Source organism: Acetobacter aceti NBRC 14818, assembly GCF_000193495.2.
GTDB classification, from domain to species: domain Bacteria; phylum Pseudomonadota; class Alphaproteobacteria; order Acetobacterales; family Acetobacteraceae; genus Acetobacter; species Acetobacter aceti.
In genome coordinates, this window is sequence record NZ_AP023410.1 from 1,886,643 (window position 1) to 1,910,436 (window position 23,794).

The following is a 23,794-nucleotide window of genomic DNA, read 5'->3' on the forward strand; positions in this document are numbered from 1 at the left end:
ATGAGCAGTCTCACGGTCTATGATGACACCCGCCCCGGCCAGCCGGAGTTTTCCAGCCATGACGCGGAAGCGATCGCCGCCCGGTTGAGCCCCATCAACGTACGGTTTGAGCGCTGGACCGATGTTGAGCCTCCCGCACGTGATGCCGATCAGGACACGGTGCTGGGTGTCTATCGTCCCTATCTCGACAGGTTGATGGGCGAAACCGGAGCTGGTTCGGCCGATGTCATCAGTATCGACGTGAACACACCGAACCGCACGGCCCTGCGCGAGAAATTTCTGTCCGAGCATATCCATTCGGAAGACGAAGTACGGTTTTTCGTGCACGGACAGGGTCACTTCGTTCTGCATGTCGACGGCAAGGTCTATGATGTCGGCTGCACTCAGGGCGACCTGATCTCCGTTCCAACAGGGATTCCGCACTGGTTCGACGCTGGGAAAACGCCGGATGTCGTGGCGCTCCGTATCTTCACTCACAAGGAAGGGTGGATCGCGGACTATACCGGCGACGACATCGCTCTCCGCTTTCCGGCCCAGATCGCGTAATAAGATCGTATGAACAGCATTCCGACACCATCCGTCATCCTGCTCGATATTGAAGGCACTACCCTTCCCGTCTCTTTCGTGCACAAGGTTCTGTTTCCCTATGCCCGCAAGGCGCTCCCTGACCTGATCCGGGACAGGGCGAATGATCCCGCTGTTATTGCGGCGCTGGCTGAAACGAAAAGGCTATCGCCGGATCGTGAACCACTCGACCAGCTGATGGCGTGGATGGATGAGGACGCAAAAGTCGGACCTCTCAAGGCTCTGCAAGGTATCGCATGGGCGGATGGCTATGCCTCCGGCGCACTCATCGCTGATCTCTTCCCGGATGTACCGCCTGCCCTGCGGACATGGTCGGATGCAGGACTGACGCTGGCCGTCTACTCCTCCGGCTCGGCCCCCGCCCAGCGCCTGATTTACACCCATACGACCGATGGCGATCTGACATCGCTCTTCAGCGCTTTTCTGGATCTGGAAATGGGCGGCAAGAAGGATGCGGAAAGTTACCGCCGCATTCTCTCGAAGATGAACTGGAAAGCCTCGAACGTTCTGTTCGTATCGGATGTGGTCGCTGAACTGGACGCAGCCACCGCCGCTGGTCTCCGCACCTGTCAGATGGTGCGTCCGGAAGATGGCACCATTGCCGGCACGGTTCATCCGGTCGCCCATTCCATGAAGGAGGTCGCGGACCTGTTCAGCCTTCCGGAACCTGTCGGCAAGGCACAGTAATGCGGGCTCATCTCTACACGGACTGGCGCTCCATTCCTTCTGAGGCACGGGGCGCAGCGGCGGCTCTTGGCAATTTCGACGGCGTGCATCTGGGACACGCCCATCTGGTGCACACTCTGCATCTGAGTCAGCCAGATGTGCCCCTTGCCGTCGTGACGTTCGAGCCGCATCCCCGGGAACTGTTCAGACCAGAAGATCCACCATTCCGTCTGACACTGGCGGATGAGCGGTTCGCAGCACTGGCGGCGCTTGGCGTGCAGCACGTCTTCCAGATTGCGTTCGACGAAGCCTTCTCCCGGATGCCTGCAGAGCGTTTCATCGACGACGTGCTGCATGACGCACTCGGTGTGAAACACATTGCGTGCGGGCATGATTTCGCCTTTGGATACCGTCGCGGCGGCACGACCAGTTTTCTGGCGGAGCGCGCCAGCGAGTTGGGGATCGGCGTCAATCTTGTGCCCGCTCTGGCCGATGCCGACGGCCCTTACTCATCAACCCGCATCCGTCGTCTTCTGCAGGATGGCTATCCTGAGCGGGCGGCAGCGGAACTGGGTCGCCCCTGGTCGATTCGCGGTGAAGTGTGCCATGGCGACAAACGGGGCCGCCTTTTGGGCTTCCCCACCGCCAATGTCCGCCTTGGTCGTCATCTTGAACCGGCGCGTGGCGTTTACACGACAACCGTACGGCTACCGGATGGCCGCACCTGCGACGGGGTGGCCAACATCGGTCGACGCCCGACCATCGCCGACGGCAGCGAAAGCCGGATGGAAGTCCATATTTTCGATTTCTCGGAAGACCTTTACGGCCAGACGATTTCCGTCGCACTCCATGACCTGCTCCGCCCGGAAAAGAAGTTTGAAAGTCTGGACGCCCTGAAGCAGCAGATCGCCAGCGATACGGAGCAGGCCCGACTGCTTCTGCAGAACCGGCGTGACAACCAGTAAATCTCTGCTGCCATAATGCACTGACCATTCTTCAAACGCTCGCAATCCTGAAAGTTATTGGCGGCTTCAGGTTGTTTCCTTTTTCTAAAAAGAGTTTACTTCTTAAGGATTTTTGAAAAAAGCTTTACCAAAAACTTCTTGGGATTTTTCAGATTTAATTCTGATCAAAAGGTTCTCTCGCAACAGCGGGCAGACCGGCACACAGCGTTAAACTTTAAAAAATCCGGACAATTCAACTTGTTGTAGGGGCACTGTTACCCTGCCTTCCAGTTTCTTATGCTCCTGCCAATCTGCAAGAGAAACGGAGAGCTCTCCTGATGACTACTTTGGATCTGGTCGACGCACAGCAACGCGAAACGGTGGCTTCGTTTCCTTCCTTTGATCCTGCGCAGGGTGATCTGAGGGATTTCCGTCGCGATCTGGTCGAAGGAACAACAGCTCTCCTGCAATCCGCATCGGTCGATTTTGAGGAGCGGTCTATTCCCGGTCCCAAAGATGCGCCCGATGTTCGTGTCATCCTGTTTCACCCGCCCAAAACCAGCGGAACAACGGCTGCCATCCTCTATATTCATGGCGGCGGGATGATCGCTGGCACATCCGACATGCAGGCGGGACTGCTGAGCCAGCGGGCATCGGAAACAGGCGCACTGATCGTCTCCGTCGATTACCGACTGGCGCCAGAAACGCCCTTTCCGGGAGGTCTGGAAGATGTCTATGCCGCTCTGGTATGGCTGCATGACCATGCGAACGAACTGGGCGTCGATCCTGATCGCATCATGGTCATGGGAGACAGCGGCGGTGGCTGTCTTGCCGCTGCCACAGCGCTTCTGGCGCGTGACCGGGGCAGGATCAAACTGCGTGCGCAGCTCCTGATCTATCCAATGCTTGATCTGCGCACAGGCAGTCCAGACGCTCCTTCCGATGACCTCAAGACAGGCGAATTCCTCTGGACACGCGCCCAGAACCGCCATGCATGGGCTGCCGTGCGTGGAGATCTGGCGACTGACGATCCGAGGTTTGGCTATCTGTCTCCCGCTTTCATGAATGACCTGTCAGAACTACCCGCAACCTTCATTCTTACTGGCGCGCTCGACCTGTTTCGTGATGAAGACGTGACCTACGCCCATCGCCTGTGGCAGGCGAGCGTCCCGACCGAGCTAGTCGTCTATGCCAATGCCGTGCATGGCTTCGACCTGCTACCGTCCGCTCTTGCCGAGCGGGCCCGTCAGGATATTGTCCGGGCTGTACGCCGGATGCTGTAAGCCGAACTTTTCGGAAAGACTGATTTTATTATTAGGGAAAATACTGAGAATATCGGGATCTTTCCCAAACTCCCAAAACCAAGCCGCTTCACGAGGATGATCAGCAAAAACCGGTCATCCTCATGGAGGATTATCCGTTGATCGCCACCCTCCTCTTGTGATGCACACTCACAGAATTCCAGAACGTGCGACCGAGTCTACAGGCACACATTTCTGGCGTTCGAGAGCACAACGGAAACACCCCGTGAGAAGCACGTCCTTCTGTAATCATCCGTGATCGTATCTGCGTGATATTTGACGCATATCAAAGACATCTATCTTGAGGAAGCAGCGTATAATCACAGGAACACTCTTTTCGCCCTATCGATCGGGCCGCAATCGGCTCTGAAAGGCACAGCACGCCATGAGATACGCCCACAGCAATTTCGAAGCCTTTGCCCGTCCCGTAAAACCCGAAGGCGTGGAAAACCGATCGGCATGGATCATCGGCGGTGGACTGGGCGGCATGGCAGCGGCGGCGTTCCTGATCCGCGATGCACAGATGACGCCTTCAAAGATCACAATTCTTGAAGCATCGGACGCCGACGGTGGAGCACTGGATGGCGCAGGCAATGCGGAAACCGGCTGGCTGATCCGTGGTGGTCGGGAGATGGAGGAACAGTTTCAGTGCCTGTGGGATTTGTATCGTTCGATCCCTTCGCTGGAAGTGCCGGACGCCTCGGTCCTTGATGAATTCTACCATCTCAACCGCGTCGATCCCAGCAGCAGTCCGGTGCGGGCGATGTGCGGAAAGGGCCAGCCTCTGCCGGATCGGGGCAGCCTGACGCTGACCGGCAAGGCGCGACGGGAGATCATCGCGCTCATTCTTGCGGATGAAGAGAAGCTCGCAGGCAAGACCATCACCGACATGCTGTCCGCCGACTTCATGAAATCGAATTTCTGGCTGTTCTGGCGCTCGATGTTCGCCTTCGAGCCTTGGCACAGCGCGATTGAGATGAAGCGCTATCTTGCCCGTTTCGTGCATCAGATTCTCGGACTGAAGGATCTGCACACTCTAAAATTTACCAAATACAATCAGCAGGAATCGCTGAGCAAACCACTGGCGACATGGCTTGCCGATCAAGGTGTGGTGTTTCGCCATGGGGTGCAGGTGACGAATGTCGCTGTTGACACTTCGGGTGGAAAGAAAGTCGCAACCCATATCGACTGGCTGGAAAGCGGCACGGAAGCTGGCGTCGATCTTGGTCCGAATGAGCTGGTTTTTGTCACCAACGGTTCGATGGTGGAGAATTCCCAGTGGGGTGACCACCATACCGTCGCACCGATCGATACGACCATCAAGGATGGCAGCATCTGGCAGTTGTGGCGCAACATCGCGGCGCAGGACCCGGCGTTCGGACGTCCGGATGTATTCTGTGGCGACACCACAAAATCCCGCTGGTTGTCAGCAACTGTCACAACACAGGATGCGCGCATCCCCGACCTCGTGCATACAGTGACAGGTCGTGATCCGTTTTCCGGACGCACGGTCACCGGTGGTCCGATTACCATTCAGGATTCCGCGTGGCTGATGAGTTGGGTCGTTAGCCGTCAACCGCATTTCAAGGGTCAGCCGAAAGGCCAGATGGTAGCTTGGCTCTACGGACTGTTCAGCGATGTGCCCGGTAATTACGTCAGGAAGCCGATGCAGGACTGCACCGGCGAGGAGATCACGCAGGAGTGGTTGTTCCACATGGGCGTGCCCGCCGACCAGATTGAAAACATGGCGGCGAAGGGCGCGATCACGCATCCCTGCATGATGCCCTTCATCACCGCGCAGTTCATGCCGCGCTCACCCGGAGATCGCCCGAAAGTGGTGCCGGATGGCAGCGTCAACCTCGCCTTTCTCGGTCAGTTCGCCGAAACGCCACGCGACACCGTGTTCACCACGGAATACTCCGTCCGCACGGCGATGGAGGCGGTCTATACGCTACTCAATGTCGATCGTGCCGTTCCGGAAGTTTTCAGCAGTGTCTACGATATTCGAATGCTTCTACAGGCGGCGGCAGAATTGCGTGATGGAAAGAAGGTGCCCGCCTCCGGCCTGCTGCGTCATCTGACGGATGGGACGGAGATTGATGATCTGCTGGAGCGTTATGGGCTGATTTGAGAAACGACTGGGAGTGAGGAGGTTTCCCAGCCGGTTTGTTTGCGAGCTGGCTGGCCTTGTGGGAGGGACGCGTTTGCCACACGAGAAGTGTCAGCAATGCGGGGGAAAGCGGACAATCTGCTTTCGATTGGTTTAGTCTAAAATACAGACGTCGTTATTTATACTCGGTTGCTGTACATGCCTTCAGAGCACCAGCGATCCGCTGCTGGTCTTTGGGCGGTAGTGGCAGAAGTGGAGAGGGAGGCTGAGCGTTCGATAGTTCCAGAAGGTTGATGGCAGCATAAGCAACACGCAAGCTTCCAAACTCGCGGAAAAGCGCCCACATCGGCTGCAGAGTCTGCTGATATTGTCTCATAGCAAGAACGTCGCCTTTACAGGCGGCCGTCACCATCGCCTTTGCCAGCTTTGGCAGGAAACCGCCCAGAACACTGAACCAGCCATCACATCCGGCCAGGAGGGCTTCCGCCGCAATCCAGTCTCCACTGTAGCCGATGGCAAGCTTTCCAACAGGACTGGACCGTAGCGCAGCCAGTTCCTGTGCGACCGTGCCTTCTGCTGGAGCTGGCATTTTCACGGCGGCAATATTGGGAACGTCTGCCAGCCGTTCAAGCAGTTCACGGCTGAAGCTGAAATGGGTCGTACTGGGATTGTTGTAGATGCAGAGCGGCAGGGAGGTGACCTCGGCCACAGCTTTGTAATGCTGATAGGCTTCTTCCTGCGTCAGGGGTGTGTAGGACACAGGAGCCATCAGTAGGCCGTCTGCACCCTCGGCTGCCGCATCACGTGCAAGGTTTTGGGCATCGTCGGTGCGTAGCGCACCGATCCCCACGATCAGCGGTGTTTTACCCTCTATTGCTTTGACCGCAGCACGGACGGCACGGCACCGCTCGGTACGGCTCAGATAGGCATAAGTTCCGGTGCTACCTAACAGGCCGATGGAATCCACCCCATTGGCCGACAGATACGCCGTCAGGCGCATGACACCATCCGTATCCACCACGCCATGTTCATTGGCGGGCGTAATGGGAAAAGCCGAGAGACCGTGAAAGAGCGACATGACAGACCTCGTTACCGGATGGAACATTGACGCCTATCGATTTCAGACAGGGTGATGTTGCGGGCTGCATATAGCATATGATGTGTTGCATGCCGCGTGTGACGTAGAGTTCTTTCTCCCCGACCGGCGCGACATAGTGAAGCGCGTTCTCCGCTGCCTAGAGACCTTCAAGACGGGCAATAACCCAAGCTCCGAAATAGTGCGAAGCCTGCACCCACCGGCGGTCGCGATGTTGCCACTGGCACAGAATGGCTTCTCCTGGACCCCTATTCCCGCTTCCCCAACCCAAGGCCTGGTCGTCAGGTCGATGCAGGCCGGTATGCTGTCCAGCCAGACCACGCTTTGTCAGGACTAAACACCTAACTTTTCAAAGCGCTGCCTACATCCTACTTGCAGAACAAATACCCCCTCAATTAAGCGGCATCTTCACCCCACCCGCATCACTTCCTTTCGGCGCCAGCTTCCGCACAGTCCCCACATCCACCGCCGAAGCCTCGTTCCCCCATGCGCCACGAATAAAGCTCAGCACATCCGCCATCTGCTGCTCTGACAACACATGAGCAAAGGGCGGCATCACGAACGCGGAAGGCGCGTTATGTGAAGCAGGAACGATCGCTCCCTTGAAGAGAAGCGTGATCAGGGAGTCCGGCTGCTCGTCCATCACCACCGGATTTCCGGCGAGCGGCGGGAAAACAGCAGGGTAGCCGCGTCCATCATCACGATGACAGGCTGCGCAGTGATCGACATAGACCCGCGCTCCGCGAGCACTGACATCCCCGCGCCGCAGCGCGGTTTCCGTATCCGCGTCATACTTCCATACAGGATCAGGGGCTTTCCGAGCTGGCAATGAACGCAGATAGCGGGCGATGGCGTGCAGATCGTCATCGGTCAGATACTGCGTGCCATGCTGGACGGCATCCGCCATGCCTCCGAAAGCCGATCCCTCCGAAGCTCGGGCACCACGCAGGAAGGCGACGATGTCGTCCTCCGACCAGCGTCCCAGACCGATCCGGTTTTCCTGACGCAGCGAGGGCGGACGCCAGCCATCCACCGAACCACCGCCCGACAGATAGAAGTCGCCATCCGCTGCGGTGAGTGCTTTTTCCTGCAAGCTCAGCGCGCGCGGCGTGTGACATGCGCCACAATGTCCCGCTCCTTCCACGAGATACGCCCCACGGGCAAGAACCGGGTCGGGGAAGGAGCGCTGTGTTGTCTTCGCCGCAGCCTGACGGGGCGTGGGTGCGAACATCCCGCGCCACATGGTCAGCGGCCAGCGCATGGACAGCGGCCAGACAATCGTGCTGGCGGCCGGCGTCGTGGCCACCGGCTTCACGCCATAGCGAAAATAGACGAACAGCGCATGGACATCCGCATCCGTCAGGCGGGCGTAAGACGGAAACGGCATGGCCGGATACATCGACGCCCCATCCTTCCGCACGCCTTCACGAATGGCGCGAGCGAACTGCTCTTCCGTATCACCGCCAATGCCGTGATCCGGATCAGGCGTAATGTTGGGACTGTAGATACGCCCCATCGGCAGGTCGAACGGCACACCGCCCGAAAACGGAGGCTGTCCTCTGACGGAGTGACAGGCCGCACAATCCGCCGCACGAGCGACATATTCACCCTGACGGATCAGGTCATCGGAGGGCGTTGCAGCATGGGCTGTCGCAACGAGCGGAAAGACGGCCAGACAGAGCGCGAAGCGGAGCCTCCTCATACCCGCACCAGCGGGCCGGGCGATTTCAGATAGGTCGTGCGGATATGATGCGCCGACCAGTAGGCGAGTGCTGCGACCATCCCGGTCGGGTTGTAGCCCATTCCCTGCGGGAAGGCGTTGGAGCCAATGACGAACACATTCGGCACGTCCCAGCTCTGTAGATAGCGGTTGATCGCGCTGGTATTGGGATCATCTCCCATCACCGCGCCACCACCCAGGTGGGTCGTCTGATACAGGCGTGTGTCGAACGGCTTGCCGGGTTCCAGCATGCCGAGTTCGTATTTGGTGGCTCCCAGCGCCTTCATGATTGGCTCGATCTGACTGACCACATAACGGTTCATGCGGATATCATTGTCCTGCCAGTCGAACGTCATGCGTAGAAGTGGCTGGCCGTAGGTGTTCTTCCATGTTGGGTCAAGGTCGAGAAACACATCGCGATAGGCCATGTTGCTGCCATGCGCGTCGATCGCCATCGCATGCCGATAGGTCTCGACCAACGCCTTCTTGTAGCCCGCCCCCCAACGTGGCGCGTCCTTGCCGCCACCGATCGTGGACGCGGCAATCGGTTTGACGCCAGCCTGATTGACCCAGACCGGCGAACCACCGACAAAGCCATGCGGCCCGTGATCGAAGTTCATGCTGTTGAAATCGTCGATGGCCACGCCGCCGCCGCCCGTGCCGATGAACTGGTTGGTAAACTGGTTTTCCGGTAGCCAGGCACGGGATGTGGTAATGGTCTGATAGACAAAATTGCGTCCGACCACGCCCTCGTTCTTTTGTGCGTCATAGGGTTTGCCGATGCCCGACAGCAGCATCAGATGCACATTGTGGAACTGAAAAGCCCCGAGTACGACTAGATCCGCCGTGATCGTCACCTCCTTGTTCGAATCAAGATCAAGGTAGGTCACACCCGTCGCCCGCGTCTTCGTGCTGTCGAGATCGACCCGCATGACATGCGCCCGCGTAATCAGCGTGAAATTCGGATCTTTCCTTAGCACGGGAAGAATATTCACGTTCGGCGAGGCCTTGGAATACATGTAGCAGTCATAACCGCTGCAATAACCGCAGAAGTTGCACGGCCCCATCTGCGCGCCATACGGATTGGTATACTGCCGCGAGGCATTGGCGGCAGGCAGCGAATAGGGATGATATCCCGCATCACTGGCCGCCTTGCGAAAAAGGTTGGCCGTATAAACGTCTTTCAGTGGCGGCAGTGGAAAATCGTCGGAGCGTGACGGCGCGAACACGTTGCCGTTGCCGACGACCTTGCCGTTGATCTTGTAAGCCTCACCGGACGTGCCGAAGACCTTTTCGGCTTTGTCGAAAAACGGCTCCAGTTCGTCATAAGTGACGCCGTAATCCTGAAGATTCATGCCTTCCGGAATGAATTTCTGGCCATAGCGGGCAATGACATTGCTGCGCAGCGCAAGGTCATCGGGAGCCGCACGGAAATGCACGCCAGACCAGTGCAGTCCCGCGCCGCCCACACCCTCACCCGGCAGAAATGCCGATAGCTGACGGTACGGCAGCGCCGTCTGACCGATTTTGTTGCGAATGGTGACGGTCGTACGCGACAGATCCTGAAACAGCCTATGACGGATTGCGCCGCGCAGTTCGTCGATGGAGTCCGGATAGGCTCCCTCGACCGCCGTCGCACGGTCCGGGCCGCGTTCCAGCATGACGACTTTCAGTCCCGCTTCCGTCAGCTCCTTGGCCAGAATCGATCCAGCCCACCCCGCGCCGACCACAATGGCGTCAGCGTTCTTCGTAGTCATGCGGTAACGGGCTCCGTTTTGTCAGGCAGGGGACGGGCGAGGAAAAAGGAACGTAGCGGCACGGATCAGGCGGTTTCGCCACTGATCGACACGCTGCCCAGCGGATAGGCCGGACCATACTGGTCCACCCAGTCCATGAAATCCGCACGGGCGCCGGGAAAGCCGAGCATCACCCAGCCGCCCAGATGACGGTTGCCACCATGGATCGGGTCAGAGAACGCGCCTTCCATCGTGTTGGTTCGCAACTGCTCGAAGAAAATACCCGCTGGAAGAGTCTCGTCGAACTGGATCGGCAGCTTCTCGAACGCCGTCAGCGCCTCGATCTGGGTGGGATGATCCAGATCCGCGAAAGCGTGACCATAATGATCGCGACAATACCGGTCCGCTCCTGCAATCCCGATCCGATAGATCTCACGGGGTGCGTAAGGAAGCTGATAACCGAGGTTGGCCGGGCCGCTCTGAAAAGGTCCACTCATGAACCAGAGACCGCCGTGACCGTAGGACGTGTCCATCTGACGGTCGATGAAATCGACGACGCCAAGAGCTTTCGCCCCGGGTCCCGTTTCGTCTTCCGGAAAGAGCTGCTCGGTCGCGGCTTCCAGAAAGCGCCACTCATCAGGGGTGAAATAACGCGGCGTGTAGGTCTGCGCCGCTTCCGCCGCGATGGCCTGCCGCCAGTCAGCAAACTCGTCTGCTGTCCAGAAAGCGGCTGTCCCGGCGAGGGCCATGAGGAAATGCCGCCTGCTCATGCCGGGTGGGACCGGCAGTCTCTTCGGTGTGTCGTTCTGAACACTCATGATGCCGCACACTGTCACATCCCTGACACAGAGTGCAAACCGTCAGTCCGGAAAAGAAACGATCGACCGAAAACTCAGCTGGCCGACCGGACGGCCCTGCCCCCGCCCTTGCGTCCGGTCAGAAGCGCCCTGACCAGCCCGATCTGTTCAGAAGGACAGCTGACATACAGGCCGGGCATGCCCTCAAGCGGCCAGCTGACCAGACCGATATCATCATAGATCGGCAGGAAGACTTCGCCGGTGCCCCAGAAAACGGGCTGAAGCCCTTCCTGCAACGCCAGATCGCGCAGACGCCAGATCACCGATGGCGCATCGGCGTCATCGCCCGCCGGATCACCCAGTCCAATCACGAAATTGCCGCGCCGACGGAACGGGATAGCGGCCGTTCCGGTCTCTCCGGCCACCATGCCGTGCACGACCCCACCGGGCACAGCCGGGATGGCGTGATCCAGACTGTAATACCATTCGGCGTTTTTCTCGTTCCAAGACCGTACGATCACGCGACCCGGACGCGCCAGACTGGCAATGACCAGCAGGGCGAGCGCCCCGGCCACCGTCACGATCCAGCGGGCGTGACTACCCTCCGGCACAAATAGCTGCCACCAGCTGTCCGTCGCCTCGCGGTGCGTGCCGATGAGCAACGCGCAGCCAATCAGCAGGATCAGCGAGAGGATCGTGGTGAAGGACAGAGGCTCGCTCAGCAGTCGGGCATGACGATAATAGCAACGACGGAATGGGGCGACGAGGAATGCCGAGAAGCCAAGCACGATCGAGACCGCAGGCGCATTGCCACGCAGGAACGTCGCCGCCGCGGCCAGCACCAGCACGAAGAGTGTCGCACCCCACGCCAGCGTCACACGTTGCGACAGCCCGACCGCGAGCGCGATCAGGGTCGCCCCCGCCAGTGTCAGGGCATAACCGCCAACCTGCCGCGAGACGAACATGATGATCTTCGAACCGACAGCATGATGCACCGGGTTGATGACCGGCAGGATCATCAGCAACACGCCGCACATGGCGACCACGCCCGTGGCGACTGCCACGGAGAAATCCGCCTCGCTCTCCCGCACGACCTGACTCGGGCGACGGGGCCTTGCCGGAGAATCACTGTCTTCCCGGCCCTTCTTGCGCGCCAGCGCGGCGTCGCCACGCAGGAACAGTTCGTGCGCCGCGAACATGCCGCCCGCCAGAAACAACGGGATGATATAGTAGAACAGCCGGAAGACGAGGATGACCCCGATGATGTCCGGTTTGGACATATACGGACCAAGCGCCAGCAGCATGGAGCTGTCGAACACGCCAAGACCACCCGGCACACTCGCCACCAGACCCGCCGTGTAGGAGGCGATGTAGATGGCCAGAAAGGACGTGTAGTCGATCGTTCCCGGAGGCAGCAGCACCCACGCGATACCGGCGGTCGCCGCCATGTCGGCTGCGGCCACAACCGTCTGGGCGATCGCCATCGGCGTGGATGGCAGATCGATTTCCTTGCCCCGGAAAGTGATCTTCCGCCATTTCAGCCCGGCCAGAATGTAGGCGAGTACGCCCAGCCAGCACAGCACACCGATCCCAGCCGTCACCGGCGCGGGGATACGGCCACCCAGCCCCGGCACGGCGCCCGGTTCCAGCAGCAGCACGCTGCCGATCAGAACGCCTGCGCCCAGCAGGTAGGTGACCGAGCAGAACGCAATGATGTGCGCGATCGCAAACGGCGGCAGACCCCAGTTGCGATAGAGCCGGAAACGGACTGCTGCGCCGGAGACCGCCGAGAAGCCCAGATTGTGGGACAGGACGTAGGAGCAGAACGCGGCGAAGGCGGTTCTGAGGAAGGAGACTTCCCTATGCCCGACCTGAATGACCGCCAGCCGGTCATAGAATGACAGAATGAAGTAAGACAGGAAGGTGCAGCCCACGCCCGCCATCAGCGCGCTGTGCGGAATGCCGCTGAGCGCTGTCCGGATGTCGGCCATGCTCAGCGACTGCACTTCCTTGCGGACCACCAGAATGGCGGCGACCATCAGAAGCAGTCCAAGCAGGTGCGGCAGATGTTTCAGCCAGCGCTTCCAGCTTTTCGGCTTGTCCTGAAGCGCCGGTGTATCCTGCGCCATGGCTTCCACACGGGAGACCATGGCTTCTTCGTCTTCCGGAGAGAGATGAGGCGGTTTCTCTCCGGGATTACGGGTCAGCGGCATGGCGACGCCCTCAGGCTTCCGCGCTCCGCACCAGCGCCGCTTCAATCAGCGCAATGGTGCCCCGAACACCGTAAAGCGCGATGAAACCGCCAAAGCGCGGTCCTTCACTCTGCCCCAGCAGAACCTCGTAGAGGCAGGTGAACCAGCTTCTCAGCGGCTCGAACGCATGACGTTTGCCGACCTCGAACACCAGATTCTGCAACACATCGGCGGATACCTCTTCGCCCTCATAAACCTTGAGAGCCTCCGCCAGATCGGCCAGAGCCGCGTGCTCCTGTTCATTCGGCAGGCGATAGCTCTTAGCCGGTCGGACAAAGTCGGCGTAGAACACGATGGCGCGCTCAACCAGCGTGGCCAGCATCGGATGGGTTTCGGGAGAGACGTTCGCATCGTAACGCTTGATGAAGCCCCACATCACGTCCGGCGTCTCGGCATTCGCCACGCTGGCGAGATTCAGCAACATACCGAAGGACAGCGGACTGCCCGCATGATCCGGAATATGACCGGCATGCAGGAACCAGGCCGGATTGGCGTAGAGCGCCAGACGATCAGCGTCCTGCGTCTCGCTCCCTGAGCCTTCCGCAATGCTTTTCTGGAGAGCCGAGGCTTTATCGACATGCGCAAGATATTCGTCAGCGGCCTTGGGGATCACGTCGAAGAACAGACGCTTCGCCCGCTGCGGCTGGTTGAACATGTACTGCCCGAGGCTCTCCGGCGGTGCGTAACGCAGCCATTCCTCAACGGACAGACCATTGCCCTTCGACTTGGAAATCTTCTGACCGTGCTCGTCAAGGAACAGCTCGTAGGTCAGACCGGCAGGCGGCGCTGATCCGAGAATACGGCAGATGCGACCGGACAGGCGCACGCTGTCGATCAGATCCTTGCCTGACATTTCATAATCGACGCCGAGCGCATACCAGCGCATGGCCCAGTCGGCCTTCCACTGCATCTTCGCCGCACCGCCGGTCACGGGCGTCTCGAACCGCTCTCCGTTCTCGTCGGTCCAGAAGACCGTGCCCGCCGCAGGATCGACCTTGTCGATATGCACCTGCATGACATTGCCGGTCTTCGGGTGGATCGGCAGAACCGGTGAATAGGTGGCGCGGCGTTCCTCGCCCAGCGTCGGCAGGATCACGGCGCAAATCTCGTCATGCACTTCCAGAACGCGCTTCAGCGCGGCGTCGAAGCGGCCGGACGCATAATATTCGGTTGAGGACGCGAATTCGTAATCGAACCCGAACCCGTCGAGAAAGGACCGCAGGCGGGCGTTGTTGTGAGCCGCGAAGGAATCGTGCGTGCCGAAAGGGTCGGGCACGCGGGTCAGCGGCTTGCCGATATATTCGGCCAGCATCTCGCGGTTCGGCACGTTGTCCGGAACCTTGCGCAGCGCGTCCATGTCATCGGAAAACGCAAGCAGGTGGGAAGACTTGCCTGTCAGCGCCGTATAGGCCTGACGCACCCAGCTTGTGCGGGCCACTTCGCCGAACGTGCCGATATGCGGCAGGCCGGAGGGACCGTAGCCCGTCTCGAACAGCGCCGGACGATCGCCGCCTCTGCCCGTGACATGATCGGCGATTTTCTGCGCCTCCTGAAACGGCCAGGCTTTGGGAACAGCCCCGTTCGGCAGGAGGGAATGGCCAGCAGGATTTACGTTTTGGTCAGACATGGTGCGGGAAGCTATGAACAGAGCGGCTTCCGGTCAATTCAAATCACGCAGGCGCGACATCTCGTAACACTGTCACATTGCCTCACGCTGCGTTATGAAAGGAGCCTGTTTCGTTTTTTTTCCAGACAAAGAACGCACCTTTCATGCCCTTTTCCGGTCCCGCCCGTTCCTTTCTGCTCTCCTTCGGCCTGTCTGTTTCGGTCTGCTCAACTGCCCTGTGCTCCTTGAGTGCGCCGGCTCACGCAGACTCCGCGCCCGCTCCCATGCCGCAGGTAACGACCGACGCCCACGGCGTGCCGGGCAGCTTCGCCGATCTCGCGGACCGTCTGCTTCCTGCTGTGGTCAATGTCTCGACCACGCAGACCATGAAAGGCGATTCGGACGACGAGGATGAAGGGGATGAGGAAGGCCCGCAGATTCCCCAGTTCCCCCGAGGCTCACCGTTCGAGAAGTTCTTCCATGACTTCATGAACCGCCAGAACACGCCCAACGGACCACCGCGCAAGATGCAGGCGCTCGGCTCCGGCTTCATCATCGACCCCACAGGCTATGTGGTGACCAACAACCACGTCATCCGCAAGGCCGACCGCATCACCGTCACGCTACAGGACAACACAGTCCTTCAGGCGAAAGTGATCGGCCATGACGACCGCACCGACCTCGCGCTGCTGAAGGTCACGTCGCCACATCCGCTGCCCTTCGTGTCATTTGGCGACAGTGATACCGCCCGCGTGGGCAACTGGGTTCTGGCCATCGGCAATCCCTTCGGTCTGTCCGGCACGGTGACGGCGGGCATCGTCTCCTCCCGTGGCCGCAATATCGAGCAGGGGCCTTACGACAACTTCATCCAGACCGATGCCCCCATCAACAAGGGCAATTCAGGCGGACCGCTCTTTGACATGCACGGCGCTGTCATCGGCGTGAACACCGCCATCTACTCCCCCTCCGGCGGTTCGGTGGGTATCGGTTTCTCCATTCCATCCAACGAGGCGCGCGGTATCATCGAGCAACTTCGCAAGACAGGCCATGTTTCACGCGGCTGGATCGGCGTGCGGATCCAGGATGTGACGCAGGAGATCGCCGACGGTCTCGGACTGAAACCGGCGCGCGGCGCTCTCATCGCGGGCGTGGACGCCAAGGGGCCTGCGGCGAAGGCGAAGCTTGAAACCGGCGACGTCATTCAGGCCCTGAACGGCAAGCCTATCGAGGGCCATGCCCTGCCCCGCCTGATCGCCGATTTGCCCGTCGATTCACAGGCCACTCTCTCGGTCTGGCGTCATGGAAAGATGCAGGACCTTGCCGTCACCATCGGTACCCTGCCCGAGCCGAAAGAGGCCACGCATCCGGATCACCCGGAGAAAGCTGGCAACCACCCGGCTGACAAGTCCGCCGATTTCAGCGGTTTTGGTCTGAAGGTTTCTGGCCTGACGGAAGCGAACCGAAAGAAATACCGTCTTCCCGAAGACCAGAAGGGTGTGGTGATCACCAGCGTCACGGATGGAGGCGCTGCGGCTGATCGGGGTCTCAAGGAAGGCGACGTCATCACCGAGGTCCAGCAGGTCGGGGTGAATTCGGTGGCTGATCTACGCAAGGGGATCGAGACGGCGCAGAAGGAACAGCGCCACTCCGTTCTGTTGCTGGTCCACGACATGGACGGGCTGCGCTGGGTGCCGTTCCCTCTGGACGGCGCTCACTGACCGGGAGCTAGGCCAGCGGATGGAGGACGACAGACCGCATTTCCTCCCTGACAGCCTTCCGGTCAGGGATTTTGGTGCGTATGATCAGTTTTCCGTTATCTGCCCGGCGTTATCCATCCGGCTATTTCTGCAAACCCGACTGAGGATCTGACATTGTGACTGAACTACGCCTGACGCTGAGGGTGGATGTGGATGGTCATCCCGCACTCGGACACGGCAAGATCCGCCTTCTGGAACATCTGGAAGAAACCGGCTCGATTTCGGCGGCAGGACGGGCCATGGGCATGTCCTATCGACGGGCGTGGCTGCTGATCGACGCCCTGAACAACCAGTTCTCTTCCCCGCTGGTGGCCACCAAGCCCGGCGGCGGTGGGGGCGCCCATCTCACGGAAGCAGGGCAGACCGTCGTCCGCTGCTATCGCGCAGCGGAACAGGATGCGGCAGCAGGAGCGAAAGCAGCTCTCGATGAGCTTGCCGGCATGGTCCGCCGCCCTCAAAAAGCCGCACGTTCGTGACAATCGTAACAGACTGGTACAATAGCTGACAGAGCATCAGGTCTGTCTCTAAAAAAAACCGGGAGAACAAGAAGCGTGTCATCCTCCGTCTTCCGCCGCGATCTGCTCCGTGCTGGCAGCGGCGTCGCCTTGGCCGCCCTGACAACAGACTTCCTCGGCAGACCGGCCCACGCCGCTGATGCCCCTCCCGCACCCCCAGCTCCCACGCCGTTTGACAACAGCACTGTTACACAGATCGCCCGTCGTCTGGCCGCCAAGCCTTACAGCGCGCCGGAGCAATCTCTTCCGAAGCCTCTTGCGAACCTGACGTTCGACCAGTTCCGTTCCATCGAGTTCCAGCCTGACCAGGCGCTCTGGCACAATGACAATCTGGCGTTCGACGTTGAATTTTTCCCGCGCGGCTTTCTCTATCCCCAGCTTATCGAGATGCATGAGGTCGTAGACGGAAAATCCGCCCCGGTTCCGTATAGCCCTGACATGTTCCGCTATGGTGACCCGATGCTGCGGGTGACCGACAATCTCGGATTTGCCGGTCTGCGTCTGCGCTACGCCATCAACACGCCCGGCGTGATGGAAGAGTGCGCCGTATTCCTCGGGGCCTCCTATTTCCGCGCCGTCGCCAAAGGCCAGAATTACGGTCTTTCGGCTCGTGGCTTCGCAGACGGCACCGGCGACCCGAAGGGTGAGGAGTTCGCGCTCTTCCGCGCCTTCTGGCTGGAGAAACCGCAGGCAGGTGTGGACTCTGTCGTCATTCACGCCCTGCTCGACAGCCCGTCCGTGACCGGTGCGTTCCGCTTCACCATTCGTCCCGGTGAGACCACCATCTTCGATGTGCAGTCCACCTTCTTCCCGCGTGTGAAGATCGAGCAGTCCGGCATCGCCGCCCTTACCGGCATGTTCTATTTCGACACCAATGATCGCACGCATGTCGATGACTGGCGTCCCGCCGCGCATGACAGCGAGGCGTTGCAGATCTGGACCGGATCGGACCAGCAGCTCTACCGGCCGCTACGCAATCCGCTGGATCTCCAGTTCTCGGCGTTCAGCGACATCTCTCCGCGCGGCTTCGGGCTGATGCAGCGCCGTCGTTCCTTCCACGATTTCGAGGACCTCGCACTCAACTACGAGAAGCGTCCGTCCCTGTGGATCGAACCGATCGGTGACTGGGGCGCGGGTTTTGTCGATCTGGTTGAAATTCCGACCCCCAACGAGGTCAATGACAACATCGTCTCCTTCTGGCGGCCCAAGGAGCCAATGCAGGCGGGGCATGAATATGCCTACACCTACCGCATGTACTGGGGCTGGGACGAGCCGTTCCCGACGGAGCTTGCGCGGATCGGCGCAACCCGTGTCGGCGCTGTGACCGACCACAAGGAAGCCCGGTTCTTCGCCATCGACTTTACCGGCGGCCCCGTTGCGAACACTGCCCCGGACGCGAAATTCCACCTCATTCCGCAAACATCTGCGGGAACGATCAAGAACGTGGTCGTCGAGCCCAATCCCAACACCAATGGCTGGCGCACCACGTTCGAATTCTATCCCGGCGATGCAAAGCTCGCTGAAATGAATGTCGTTCTCGCCAATGATCAGGGGCCTGTCTCAGAACAGTGGGTATATCGTTGGACGCCATGACCGACGCTCCCGGCGTTATCTCCGCCGCCGGGTTCCATGCACTTCCCCCCGAAGCGCCCATGCCCATGGAGACACAGGATCTCCATGCCGCACCCGATCTGCATGGGCGTGAGCCGGTCTCCCCGACCGAGCCTCCGCTTGTCTGGCTCCGGCGACTGGCTGTCATCGGTTCGGCCCTCGCGCTGACGCTCTACGGTGCCTACCAGACCCACCTCGTGCTCGACGCCAACGGGTTCTCGGTGCTCGGCGTCATCATGGAAGTGCTGTTTATCCTGCTCTTCACATGGATTGCGCTGGCCTTCACCTCTTCTGTCGCGGGCTTCTGGTCCCTGCTGACAAAAGGCGGTCTGGGGCTCGGCATTCATGCGGATGGTCCGCTGCCGGAACTGAAGACTCGCGTCGCGCTGCTGATGCCGACCTACAATGAAGACCCGCACCGCGTCATGGCCGGTCTCCGCGCCATTTACGCCAGTCTTCAGGAAACCGGACGTGCGGATGCGTTCGACATCTTCATCCTCTCTGACACCACCAACCCGGATGTGTGGATCACAGAGGAAGCCGCCTTCCTCGCCCTGCGCCGGGATACGGGTGACGACAAACATATTTTCTATCGCCGCCGCGCCAAGAACATCGAGCGCAAGGCAGGCAATGTCGGCGAATGGGTGCGTCGCTTCGGCGGTGCTTATCCTCTGATGGTCACGCTGGACGCGGACTCCGTCATGGACGGGCGCACACTGGTGCAGATCGCCGCCGCGATGGAGCGCAACCCGCAGGTCGGCCTGATCCAGACGCTGCCGATCATCGCAGGTGGCACGACCCTCTTCGCCCGGATGCAGCAGTTCGCCGGGCGCGTCTATGGCCCGCTGATCGCCCACGGCATCGCATGGTGGCACGGTGCGGCCAGCAACTACTGGGGCCACAACGCCATCATCCGGACGGCAGCTTTCGCCGAACAGGCTGGACTGCCGCACCTGCCGGGACGCAAGCCGTTCGGTGGGCACATTCTCAGCCACGACTTCGTGGAAGCCGCTCTCATGCGGCGCGGTGGCTGGGCCATTCACATGGTCCCCGCCCTGCTCGGTTCTTACGAGGAAAGCCCACCGTCGCTAACAGACGTGGCGATCCGTGACCGCCGCTGGTGTCAGGGCAATCTCCAGCATTACAAGGTCATCCCGACCAAAGGGCTGCACTGGCTGAGCCGGATGCACATGCTGGTCGGCATCGGCGCTTACGTCACCTCACCATTGTGGCTGGTCTTCCTGCTCGTCGGCATCCTGATCTCGCTTCAGGCGCGCTTTGTGCGTCCAGAATATTTCGGCGACACCAAGACGCTTTATCCACACTGGCCGCAGGTCGATCCGGTCCGCGCGAAATATGTATTCATCGCGACGATGGCCATTCTTCTTGCGCCGAAACTGTTCGCCTACATCGCCCTGTTCTTCAACAGGACCACGCTGAAAGGCTGTGGCGGCGCAATCCGGACAGCGTGCTCCATTGTGGTGGAGACCCTGATTGGCGGTCTGATCGCCCCGATCGCCATGCTGATCCAGACAGGCGGCGTGATCTCCATTCTCAGCGGGCAGGATTCCGGCTGGAACGCGCAGCGGCGTGACGATGGCGGCGTGCCGTTCAGCGTCATCGTCAAGGGCTACTGGCGTTATACCGTATTCGGTCTGATCCTTGGTGCTGCGGCATGGGCTGTCTCCATCTCCCTGTTCCTGTGGATGACGCCCGTTCTGCTCGGTCTGGTTCTGGCCATTCCGCTTGCAGCACTCACCGCCAGCCGTGACGCCGGACAGGCTTTGCGTCGGGCGGGACTGCTTCTGGTTCCGGAAGAAACGCAGACGCCGGATGTGCTGCTGAAAGCTGCGGACGCCATGCAGATGCCGGCTCCGAACTGTCCGGAAGACGCTCTGGAAGCGCTGTATTCTGATCCGACATTGCTGGCGGCTCATCGCGCCATGCTGCCCCCGCCGCGCAAACCGGGTGATCCGATCGACGCCGACCGGCTTGTCGGACTGCTGAAACTTCAGGAAGCACGGTCGCTGACCGATGCGGAAACGGCGCTGACCCCCAAGGAAAAGGCCGCGGCTCTGGGCGATACGAGTGGGCTGGACCGACTGATGGCTCTGCCCCGCTAAGACGGTTCAGTTTCGTCTCGCAAGCTCAGACGACAAGAACCAGAGTCGACGGCAGACGAGAAAGAATGTCCGCACCGCTTCATGACAGACGGTCCATGAGACCGTCCAGTTCACCAAGGGTCCGCAGTCGCTTTCACCTTGGGTGCAAGGCGTCCACAGCATTCATCCGGAACAACCCAGAGAGCGACGGAAAATGTGGGTTTCCACAGATCAGCGTTGTCTTTCGTGCCACAAATTGCAATGAGCCTTGGGCTAAAGAAAAAATCACTTCCCGTTAAGCAAGGACAATAAAAGGTGTCAGTTTCACCAATGACCGGAAGCCGTGAAAAACTACAGAATCTACAGGCTTTACGGGGAATCGCCGCCTTGTCTGTGTGCTTGATGCATATCGTTATGGGAAAAGGATGGGCTGTAGATCCGACCCATCATCGAAATTTATATAAAGTCGGCCATCTTCTGGGATCAATTGGCGGTGCTGGAGTAGATATTTTCTTCTGCCTCAGTGGGTTTATTATTACCTACGCCACAATGAATAAAAAATATACACCCTCACCCAAACTCTTCTCATAATTTTCTATAAAAAGAATCTTTAGAATTTATCCACTTTACTGGATAACCCTTACATTTGCATTTTTTTCTTCTTATATACTTGGATACAGAGGGAGTGACATTTCAAGAGTTACATCACCTGATGTGATTTTACTTTTGACTGACAAAATACCGTTCTTGGTTCAAGCATGGACACTTGCTTATGAAATCTGGTTTTATGCTGGCATATCATTCATACTTTTATTTATTCCACAGAAATTATTCTATACTGCAATTTCAATATGGGGATTAACTCATTTCTTTATACTCATCGCAAAAGAAACAGGATTTTTTTCATTTCCATATTTTACATTTAATAACTTTCAGATACTTGAGTTTTTCTTGGGATCTCTGGTTGTTTTTTTATTATCAAAAACAAAAAAATACGTTTTTGATAAAATACTTTCACTTGTTTTCGGAATTATAATAATAACATTTGGAATTTCTTTGTGCTACATGAGACTATATACTTTTGGAAGTTTATTTGATTCGGAAAGATTCATGTATTATGGAATTCCAGGAGCTTTGTTTATTTATGGACTTGTGGGACTCGAAAGAAGTCACAACCTCACATTGCCTCGAATATTTTCAGCACTCGGAGATATTTCATACTCCCTTTATTTATGGCACATGCCGGTAGGAGGATTTTTTCTGTATTTATCAGTTAAATGTCCAACTTACTCAAATACAGATGCTTCCATAAAAATTATATGTGAGACTGCTACATCAATATTCATCTCTCACTTCAGTTATAGATATATTGAAAAACCATTTAATTATATTGGACACAAATTAAGTCGATTGTTATAAAAACATTACGCTATATACCGTAATCTGTGGCGAATTGAGGTTTAACGAACTATTGCAACTCAAGAACCTGAATCGATACATTCCATGGAACAAGATTACACTATCGAACTAGTGATCAATCGTAGAGAATGATCAGATGAGAATGCAAGTCACTTCCTATTTTCCCTTGAAAAATAAAGAATTTTTCTTGCCAGCAGGCGAAAATCAGGTGTAAAGCCATCTCCTATTCAACATCCCCACAGATATGAGGCACCCATGGCCATTAAAGACCCGAAGGTTATCGAACACCTGAACATTCAGCTCACCAATGAGCTGACAGCCATCAATCAGTATTTCCTGCACGCCCGCACGCTGAACCACTGGGGCGTGACCCTACTGGGCAAGAAGGAATACGAAGAGTCCATCGAGGAAATGCGCCACGCCGACTGGCTGATCGAGCGCATCCTGTATCTCGGCGGCCTGCCGAACGTACAGCGTTACAACACCATTCTCATCGGCCAGAGCGTCAAGGAAATCCTTGAGTGCGACCTGAAGCTCGAAGAGAAGGCCCTCGGCGATCTGCGTGAAGGCATCGCTTACTGCGAGAGCGTCCGCGACTACGTCTCCCGTGACCTGCTGCTCAAGATCCTCGACAACGAGGAAGAGCATGAAGACTTCATCGATCGCCAGTTCGACCTGATCAAGCAGGTTGGCATCGAGAACTACATCCAGCTCAACTCCGGCCCCGCCAACGAGGGCTGAGAGCAGCACGCAGACTCACGCCATCCTGTTCGCAGGAGCGGGACGATACGCCGACAGGCCGGGGAGAGCTTTCTTCCCGGCCTGTCGTCTTTTCAGGCACCTGCCGGAAGACCGGACTGGCGCTCCATGACCGGCCAGAGCACCTGCCCCACCGCCATGTCATTGTTCCGCCAACGGGACAGCGTCACCAGAGAGGCCGCCGCGACCGGTCTGGCCGCTTCTGCGACTGGCTGCGCCTTCTGCACGACCTTTGCTTTTCCGGGCTGCGCCTGTCCGTCCGACGTCACATCATCCCGCACGCAGACCCTGCTCAGCAGCCAGAAGCCCGCTGACGCCAGACAGGCCCCCAACTGCACTATCGCCGTTGCGAAGGATGTCACGACATGGTGCTGGGGAAATACCTTCCTCAGCACAGCTTTCATGCCGCGCTCATCTCCTTTCTGGGCGAGAGCTGTTGCATCAAGGAGATTCATTTCTGTCAGACTGACCGACCCACATTCCCGCATACGCACATCCAGCGGATTCATGCCAAACCCGGAGCATCGGTCCAGAGCATGTCGAAACGCCGATCCCAGCGCCTCAAGATCCTGGCGGAAGAACATGTCGCCCCAACCGCCAGTTCCAAGGCGGCAGCACGGACGACCGGGGCCTGCGAGATACCGCAGCATCCACACAGCTACCCGTTCGTCACCGGAAAGTTCAGTCAGAGTATCGGAAGTCGCGTTCATGGCACCTTCGGACCCGGAAGGTCCGCCTCCTGTCTTGCTGAACCTTCTTTAATTGAGAACAATTCTTAATTGCAATTAAAAACCGCGTGGTTTTCGGTAAAATCTACA

General features: G+C 58.5%; 17 protein-coding genes and 1 pseudogene. 11 read left to right on the top strand and 7 right to left on the bottom strand.

All coding sequences use genetic code 11. The annotated features are described in order from the left end of the window. The 5 genes from EMQ_RS08590 (at window position 1) to EMQ_RS08610 (ending at window position 5,627) form a co-directional block, all read left to right on the top strand. Window positions 1-546 (top strand): 1,2-dihydroxy-3-keto-5-methylthiopentene dioxygenase, encoded by a 546-nt coding sequence (locus tag EMQ_RS08590; protein ID WP_010666624.1) that lies wholly within the window; start codon window positions 1-3, stop codon window positions 544-546. 9 nt (window positions 547-555) lie between these two features. Further along, window positions 556-1,272, top strand: coding sequence for an acireductone synthase (gene mtnC / locus EMQ_RS08595; protein WP_010666625.1), 717 nt, complete (start codon window positions 556-558; stop codon window positions 1,270-1,272). Then, window positions 1,272-2,216, top strand: a complete 945-nt coding sequence (locus EMQ_RS08600; RefSeq protein WP_010666626.1) for a bifunctional riboflavin kinase/FAD synthetase — start codon at window positions 1,272-1,274, stop codon at window positions 2,214-2,216. Before mtnC ends, EMQ_RS08600 begins: the two co-directional genes overlap by 1 nt. Window positions 2,217-2,533: 317 nt before the next feature. Next, window positions 2,534-3,478, top strand: coding sequence for an alpha/beta hydrolase (locus tag EMQ_RS08605; protein ID WP_010668488.1), 945 nt, complete (start codon window positions 2,534-2,536; stop codon window positions 3,476-3,478). Between the two features lie 403 nt (window positions 3,479-3,881). After that, window positions 3,882-5,627, top strand: a complete 1,746-nt coding sequence (locus tag EMQ_RS08610) for an oleate hydratase (protein WP_018308166.1) — start codon at window positions 3,882-3,884, stop codon at window positions 5,625-5,627. Between the two features lie 154 nt (window positions 5,628-5,781). On the opposite strand, the gene EMQ_RS08615 is transcribed toward EMQ_RS08610, so the two are convergent. The 6 genes from EMQ_RS08615 to EMQ_RS08640 all read right to left on the bottom strand — a co-directional run bounded on the left by EMQ_RS08615 (window position 5,782) and on the right by EMQ_RS08640 (window position 14,834). After that, window positions 5,782-6,684 carry a dihydrodipicolinate synthase family protein gene (locus tag EMQ_RS08615; RefSeq protein ID WP_010665942.1) on the bottom strand — a complete coding sequence of 301 codons (903 nt, stop codon included), beginning with the start codon at window positions 6,682-6,684 and terminating at the stop codon, window positions 5,782-5,784. A 409-nt stretch (window positions 6,685-7,093) separates the two neighbouring features. After that, window positions 7,094-8,404 (bottom strand): c-type cytochrome, encoded by a 1,311-nt coding sequence (locus EMQ_RS08620; RefSeq protein WP_010665943.1) that lies wholly within the window; start codon window positions 8,402-8,404, stop codon window positions 7,094-7,096. Continuing rightward, a complete protein-coding gene (locus EMQ_RS08625; RefSeq protein ID WP_010665944.1) occupies window positions 8,401-10,179 on the bottom strand; it encodes a GMC family oxidoreductase in 1,779 nt (592 codons plus the stop codon). The genes EMQ_RS08620 and EMQ_RS08625 overlap by 4 nt, the downstream gene beginning before the upstream one ends. Before the next feature lie 65 nt (window positions 10,180-10,244). After that, the gene (locus tag EMQ_RS08630; RefSeq protein ID WP_010665945.1) at window positions 10,245-10,976 is read right to left on the bottom strand and encodes a gluconate 2-dehydrogenase subunit 3 family protein; all 732 of its coding nucleotides are present in this window, start codon (window positions 10,974-10,976) and stop codon (window positions 10,245-10,247) included. Window positions 10,977-11,050: 74 nt separating this feature from the next. Beyond that, window positions 11,051-13,084 carry a lysylphosphatidylglycerol synthase domain-containing protein gene (locus tag EMQ_RS08635; RefSeq protein ID WP_132012035.1) on the bottom strand — a complete coding sequence of 678 codons (2,034 nt, stop codon included), beginning with the start codon at window positions 13,082-13,084 and terminating at the stop codon, window positions 11,051-11,053. 94 nt (window positions 13,085-13,178) lie between these two features. After that, a complete protein-coding gene (locus tag EMQ_RS08640) occupies window positions 13,179-14,834 on the bottom strand; it encodes a lysine--tRNA ligase (protein WP_010666292.1) in 1,656 nt (551 codons plus the stop codon). A gap of 143 nt (window positions 14,835-14,977) precedes the next feature. Between EMQ_RS08640 and EMQ_RS08645 the strand changes: the two genes are divergently transcribed. The 6 genes and pseudogenes from EMQ_RS08645 to bfr all read left to right on the top strand — a co-directional run bounded on the left by EMQ_RS08645 (window position 14,978) and on the right by bfr (window position 22,958). Next, window positions 14,978-16,531 (top strand): DegQ family serine endoprotease, encoded by a 1,554-nt coding sequence (locus EMQ_RS08645; protein WP_010666291.1) that lies wholly within the window; start codon window positions 14,978-14,980, stop codon window positions 16,529-16,531. A 152-nt stretch (window positions 16,532-16,683) separates the two neighbouring features. Beyond that, window positions 16,684-17,046: a winged helix-turn-helix domain-containing protein gene (locus EMQ_RS08650; RefSeq protein WP_180952842.1), complete on the top strand. Its 363-nt coding sequence runs from the start codon at window positions 16,684-16,686 to the stop codon at window positions 17,044-17,046. A gap of 75 nt (window positions 17,047-17,121) precedes the next feature. Beyond that, window positions 17,122-18,678, top strand: a complete 1,557-nt coding sequence (locus tag EMQ_RS08655) for a glucan biosynthesis protein (protein ID WP_010666289.1) — start codon at window positions 17,122-17,124, stop codon at window positions 18,676-18,678. Then, complete coding sequence (mdoH, locus tag EMQ_RS08660) at window positions 18,675-20,819, top strand: glucans biosynthesis glucosyltransferase MdoH (RefSeq protein WP_018308161.1); 2,145 nt, start codon at window positions 18,675-18,677, stop codon at window positions 20,817-20,819. Before EMQ_RS08655 ends, mdoH begins: the two co-directional genes overlap by 4 nt. Window positions 20,820-21,128: 309 nt before the next feature. Beyond that, window positions 21,129-22,217: pseudogene (locus EMQ_RS08670) on the top strand (acyltransferase family protein). A gap of 255 nt (window positions 22,218-22,472) precedes the next feature. Next, complete coding sequence (gene bfr / locus EMQ_RS08675) at window positions 22,473-22,958, top strand: bacterioferritin (RefSeq protein ID WP_010667055.1); 486 nt, start codon at window positions 22,473-22,475, stop codon at window positions 22,956-22,958. Window positions 22,959-23,050: 92 nt separating this feature from the next. Here the strand turns inward: bfr and EMQ_RS08680 are convergent, their stop codons facing one another. Beyond that, window positions 23,051-23,686: a hypothetical protein gene (locus EMQ_RS08680; RefSeq protein WP_010667056.1), complete on the bottom strand. Its 636-nt coding sequence runs from the start codon at window positions 23,684-23,686 to the stop codon at window positions 23,051-23,053. Between the last annotated feature and the right edge of the window lie 108 nt (window positions 23,687-23,794).

Excerpts from the sequence above, each read along its gene's own strand:
- EMQ_RS08645 (WP_010666291.1), top strand. The coding sequence starts at position 14,978 with ATGCCCTTTTCCGGTCCCGCCCGTTCCTTTCTGCTCTCCTTCGGCCTG.
- EMQ_RS08635 (WP_132012035.1), bottom strand. The coding sequence starts at position 13,084 with ATGGCGCAGGATACACCGGCGCTTCAGGACAAGCCGAAAAGCTGGAAG.
- EMQ_RS08610 (WP_018308166.1), top strand. The coding sequence starts at position 3,882 with ATGAGATACGCCCACAGCAATTTCGAAGCCTTTGCCCGTCCCGTAAAA.
- EMQ_RS08615 (WP_010665942.1), bottom strand. The coding sequence starts at position 6,684 with ATGTCGCTCTTTCACGGTCTCTCGGCTTTTCCCATTACGCCCGCCAAT.
- EMQ_RS08590 (WP_010666624.1), top strand. The coding sequence starts at position 1 with ATGAGCAGTCTCACGGTCTATGATGACACCCGCCCCGGCCAGCCGGAG.
- EMQ_RS08625 (WP_010665944.1), bottom strand. The coding sequence starts at position 10,179 with ATGACTACGAAGAACGCTGACGCCATTGTGGTCGGCGCGGGGTGGGCT.
- EMQ_RS08620 (WP_010665943.1), bottom strand. The coding sequence starts at position 8,404 with ATGAGGAGGCTCCGCTTCGCGCTCTGTCTGGCCGTCTTTCCGCTCGTT.
- EMQ_RS08680 (WP_010667056.1), bottom strand. The coding sequence starts at position 23,686 with ATGAACGCGACTTCCGATACTCTGACTGAACTTTCCGGTGACGAACGG.
- bfr (WP_010667055.1), top strand. The coding sequence starts at position 22,473 with ATGGCCATTAAAGACCCGAAGGTTATCGAACACCTGAACATTCAGCTC.
- mdoH (WP_018308161.1), top strand. The coding sequence starts at position 18,675 with ATGACCGACGCTCCCGGCGTTATCTCCGCCGCCGGGTTCCATGCACTT.
- EMQ_RS08605 (WP_010668488.1), top strand. The coding sequence starts at position 2,534 with ATGACTACTTTGGATCTGGTCGACGCACAGCAACGCGAAACGGTGGCT.
- EMQ_RS08640 (WP_010666292.1), bottom strand. The coding sequence starts at position 14,834 with ATGTCTGACCAAAACGTAAATCCTGCTGGCCATTCCCTCCTGCCGAAC.
- EMQ_RS08600 (WP_010666626.1), top strand. The coding sequence starts at position 1,272 with ATGCGGGCTCATCTCTACACGGACTGGCGCTCCATTCCTTCTGAGGCA.
- EMQ_RS08630 (WP_010665945.1), bottom strand. The coding sequence starts at position 10,976 with ATGAGTGTTCAGAACGACACACCGAAGAGACTGCCGGTCCCACCCGGC.
- mtnC (WP_010666625.1), top strand. The coding sequence starts at position 556 with ATGAACAGCATTCCGACACCATCCGTCATCCTGCTCGATATTGAAGGC.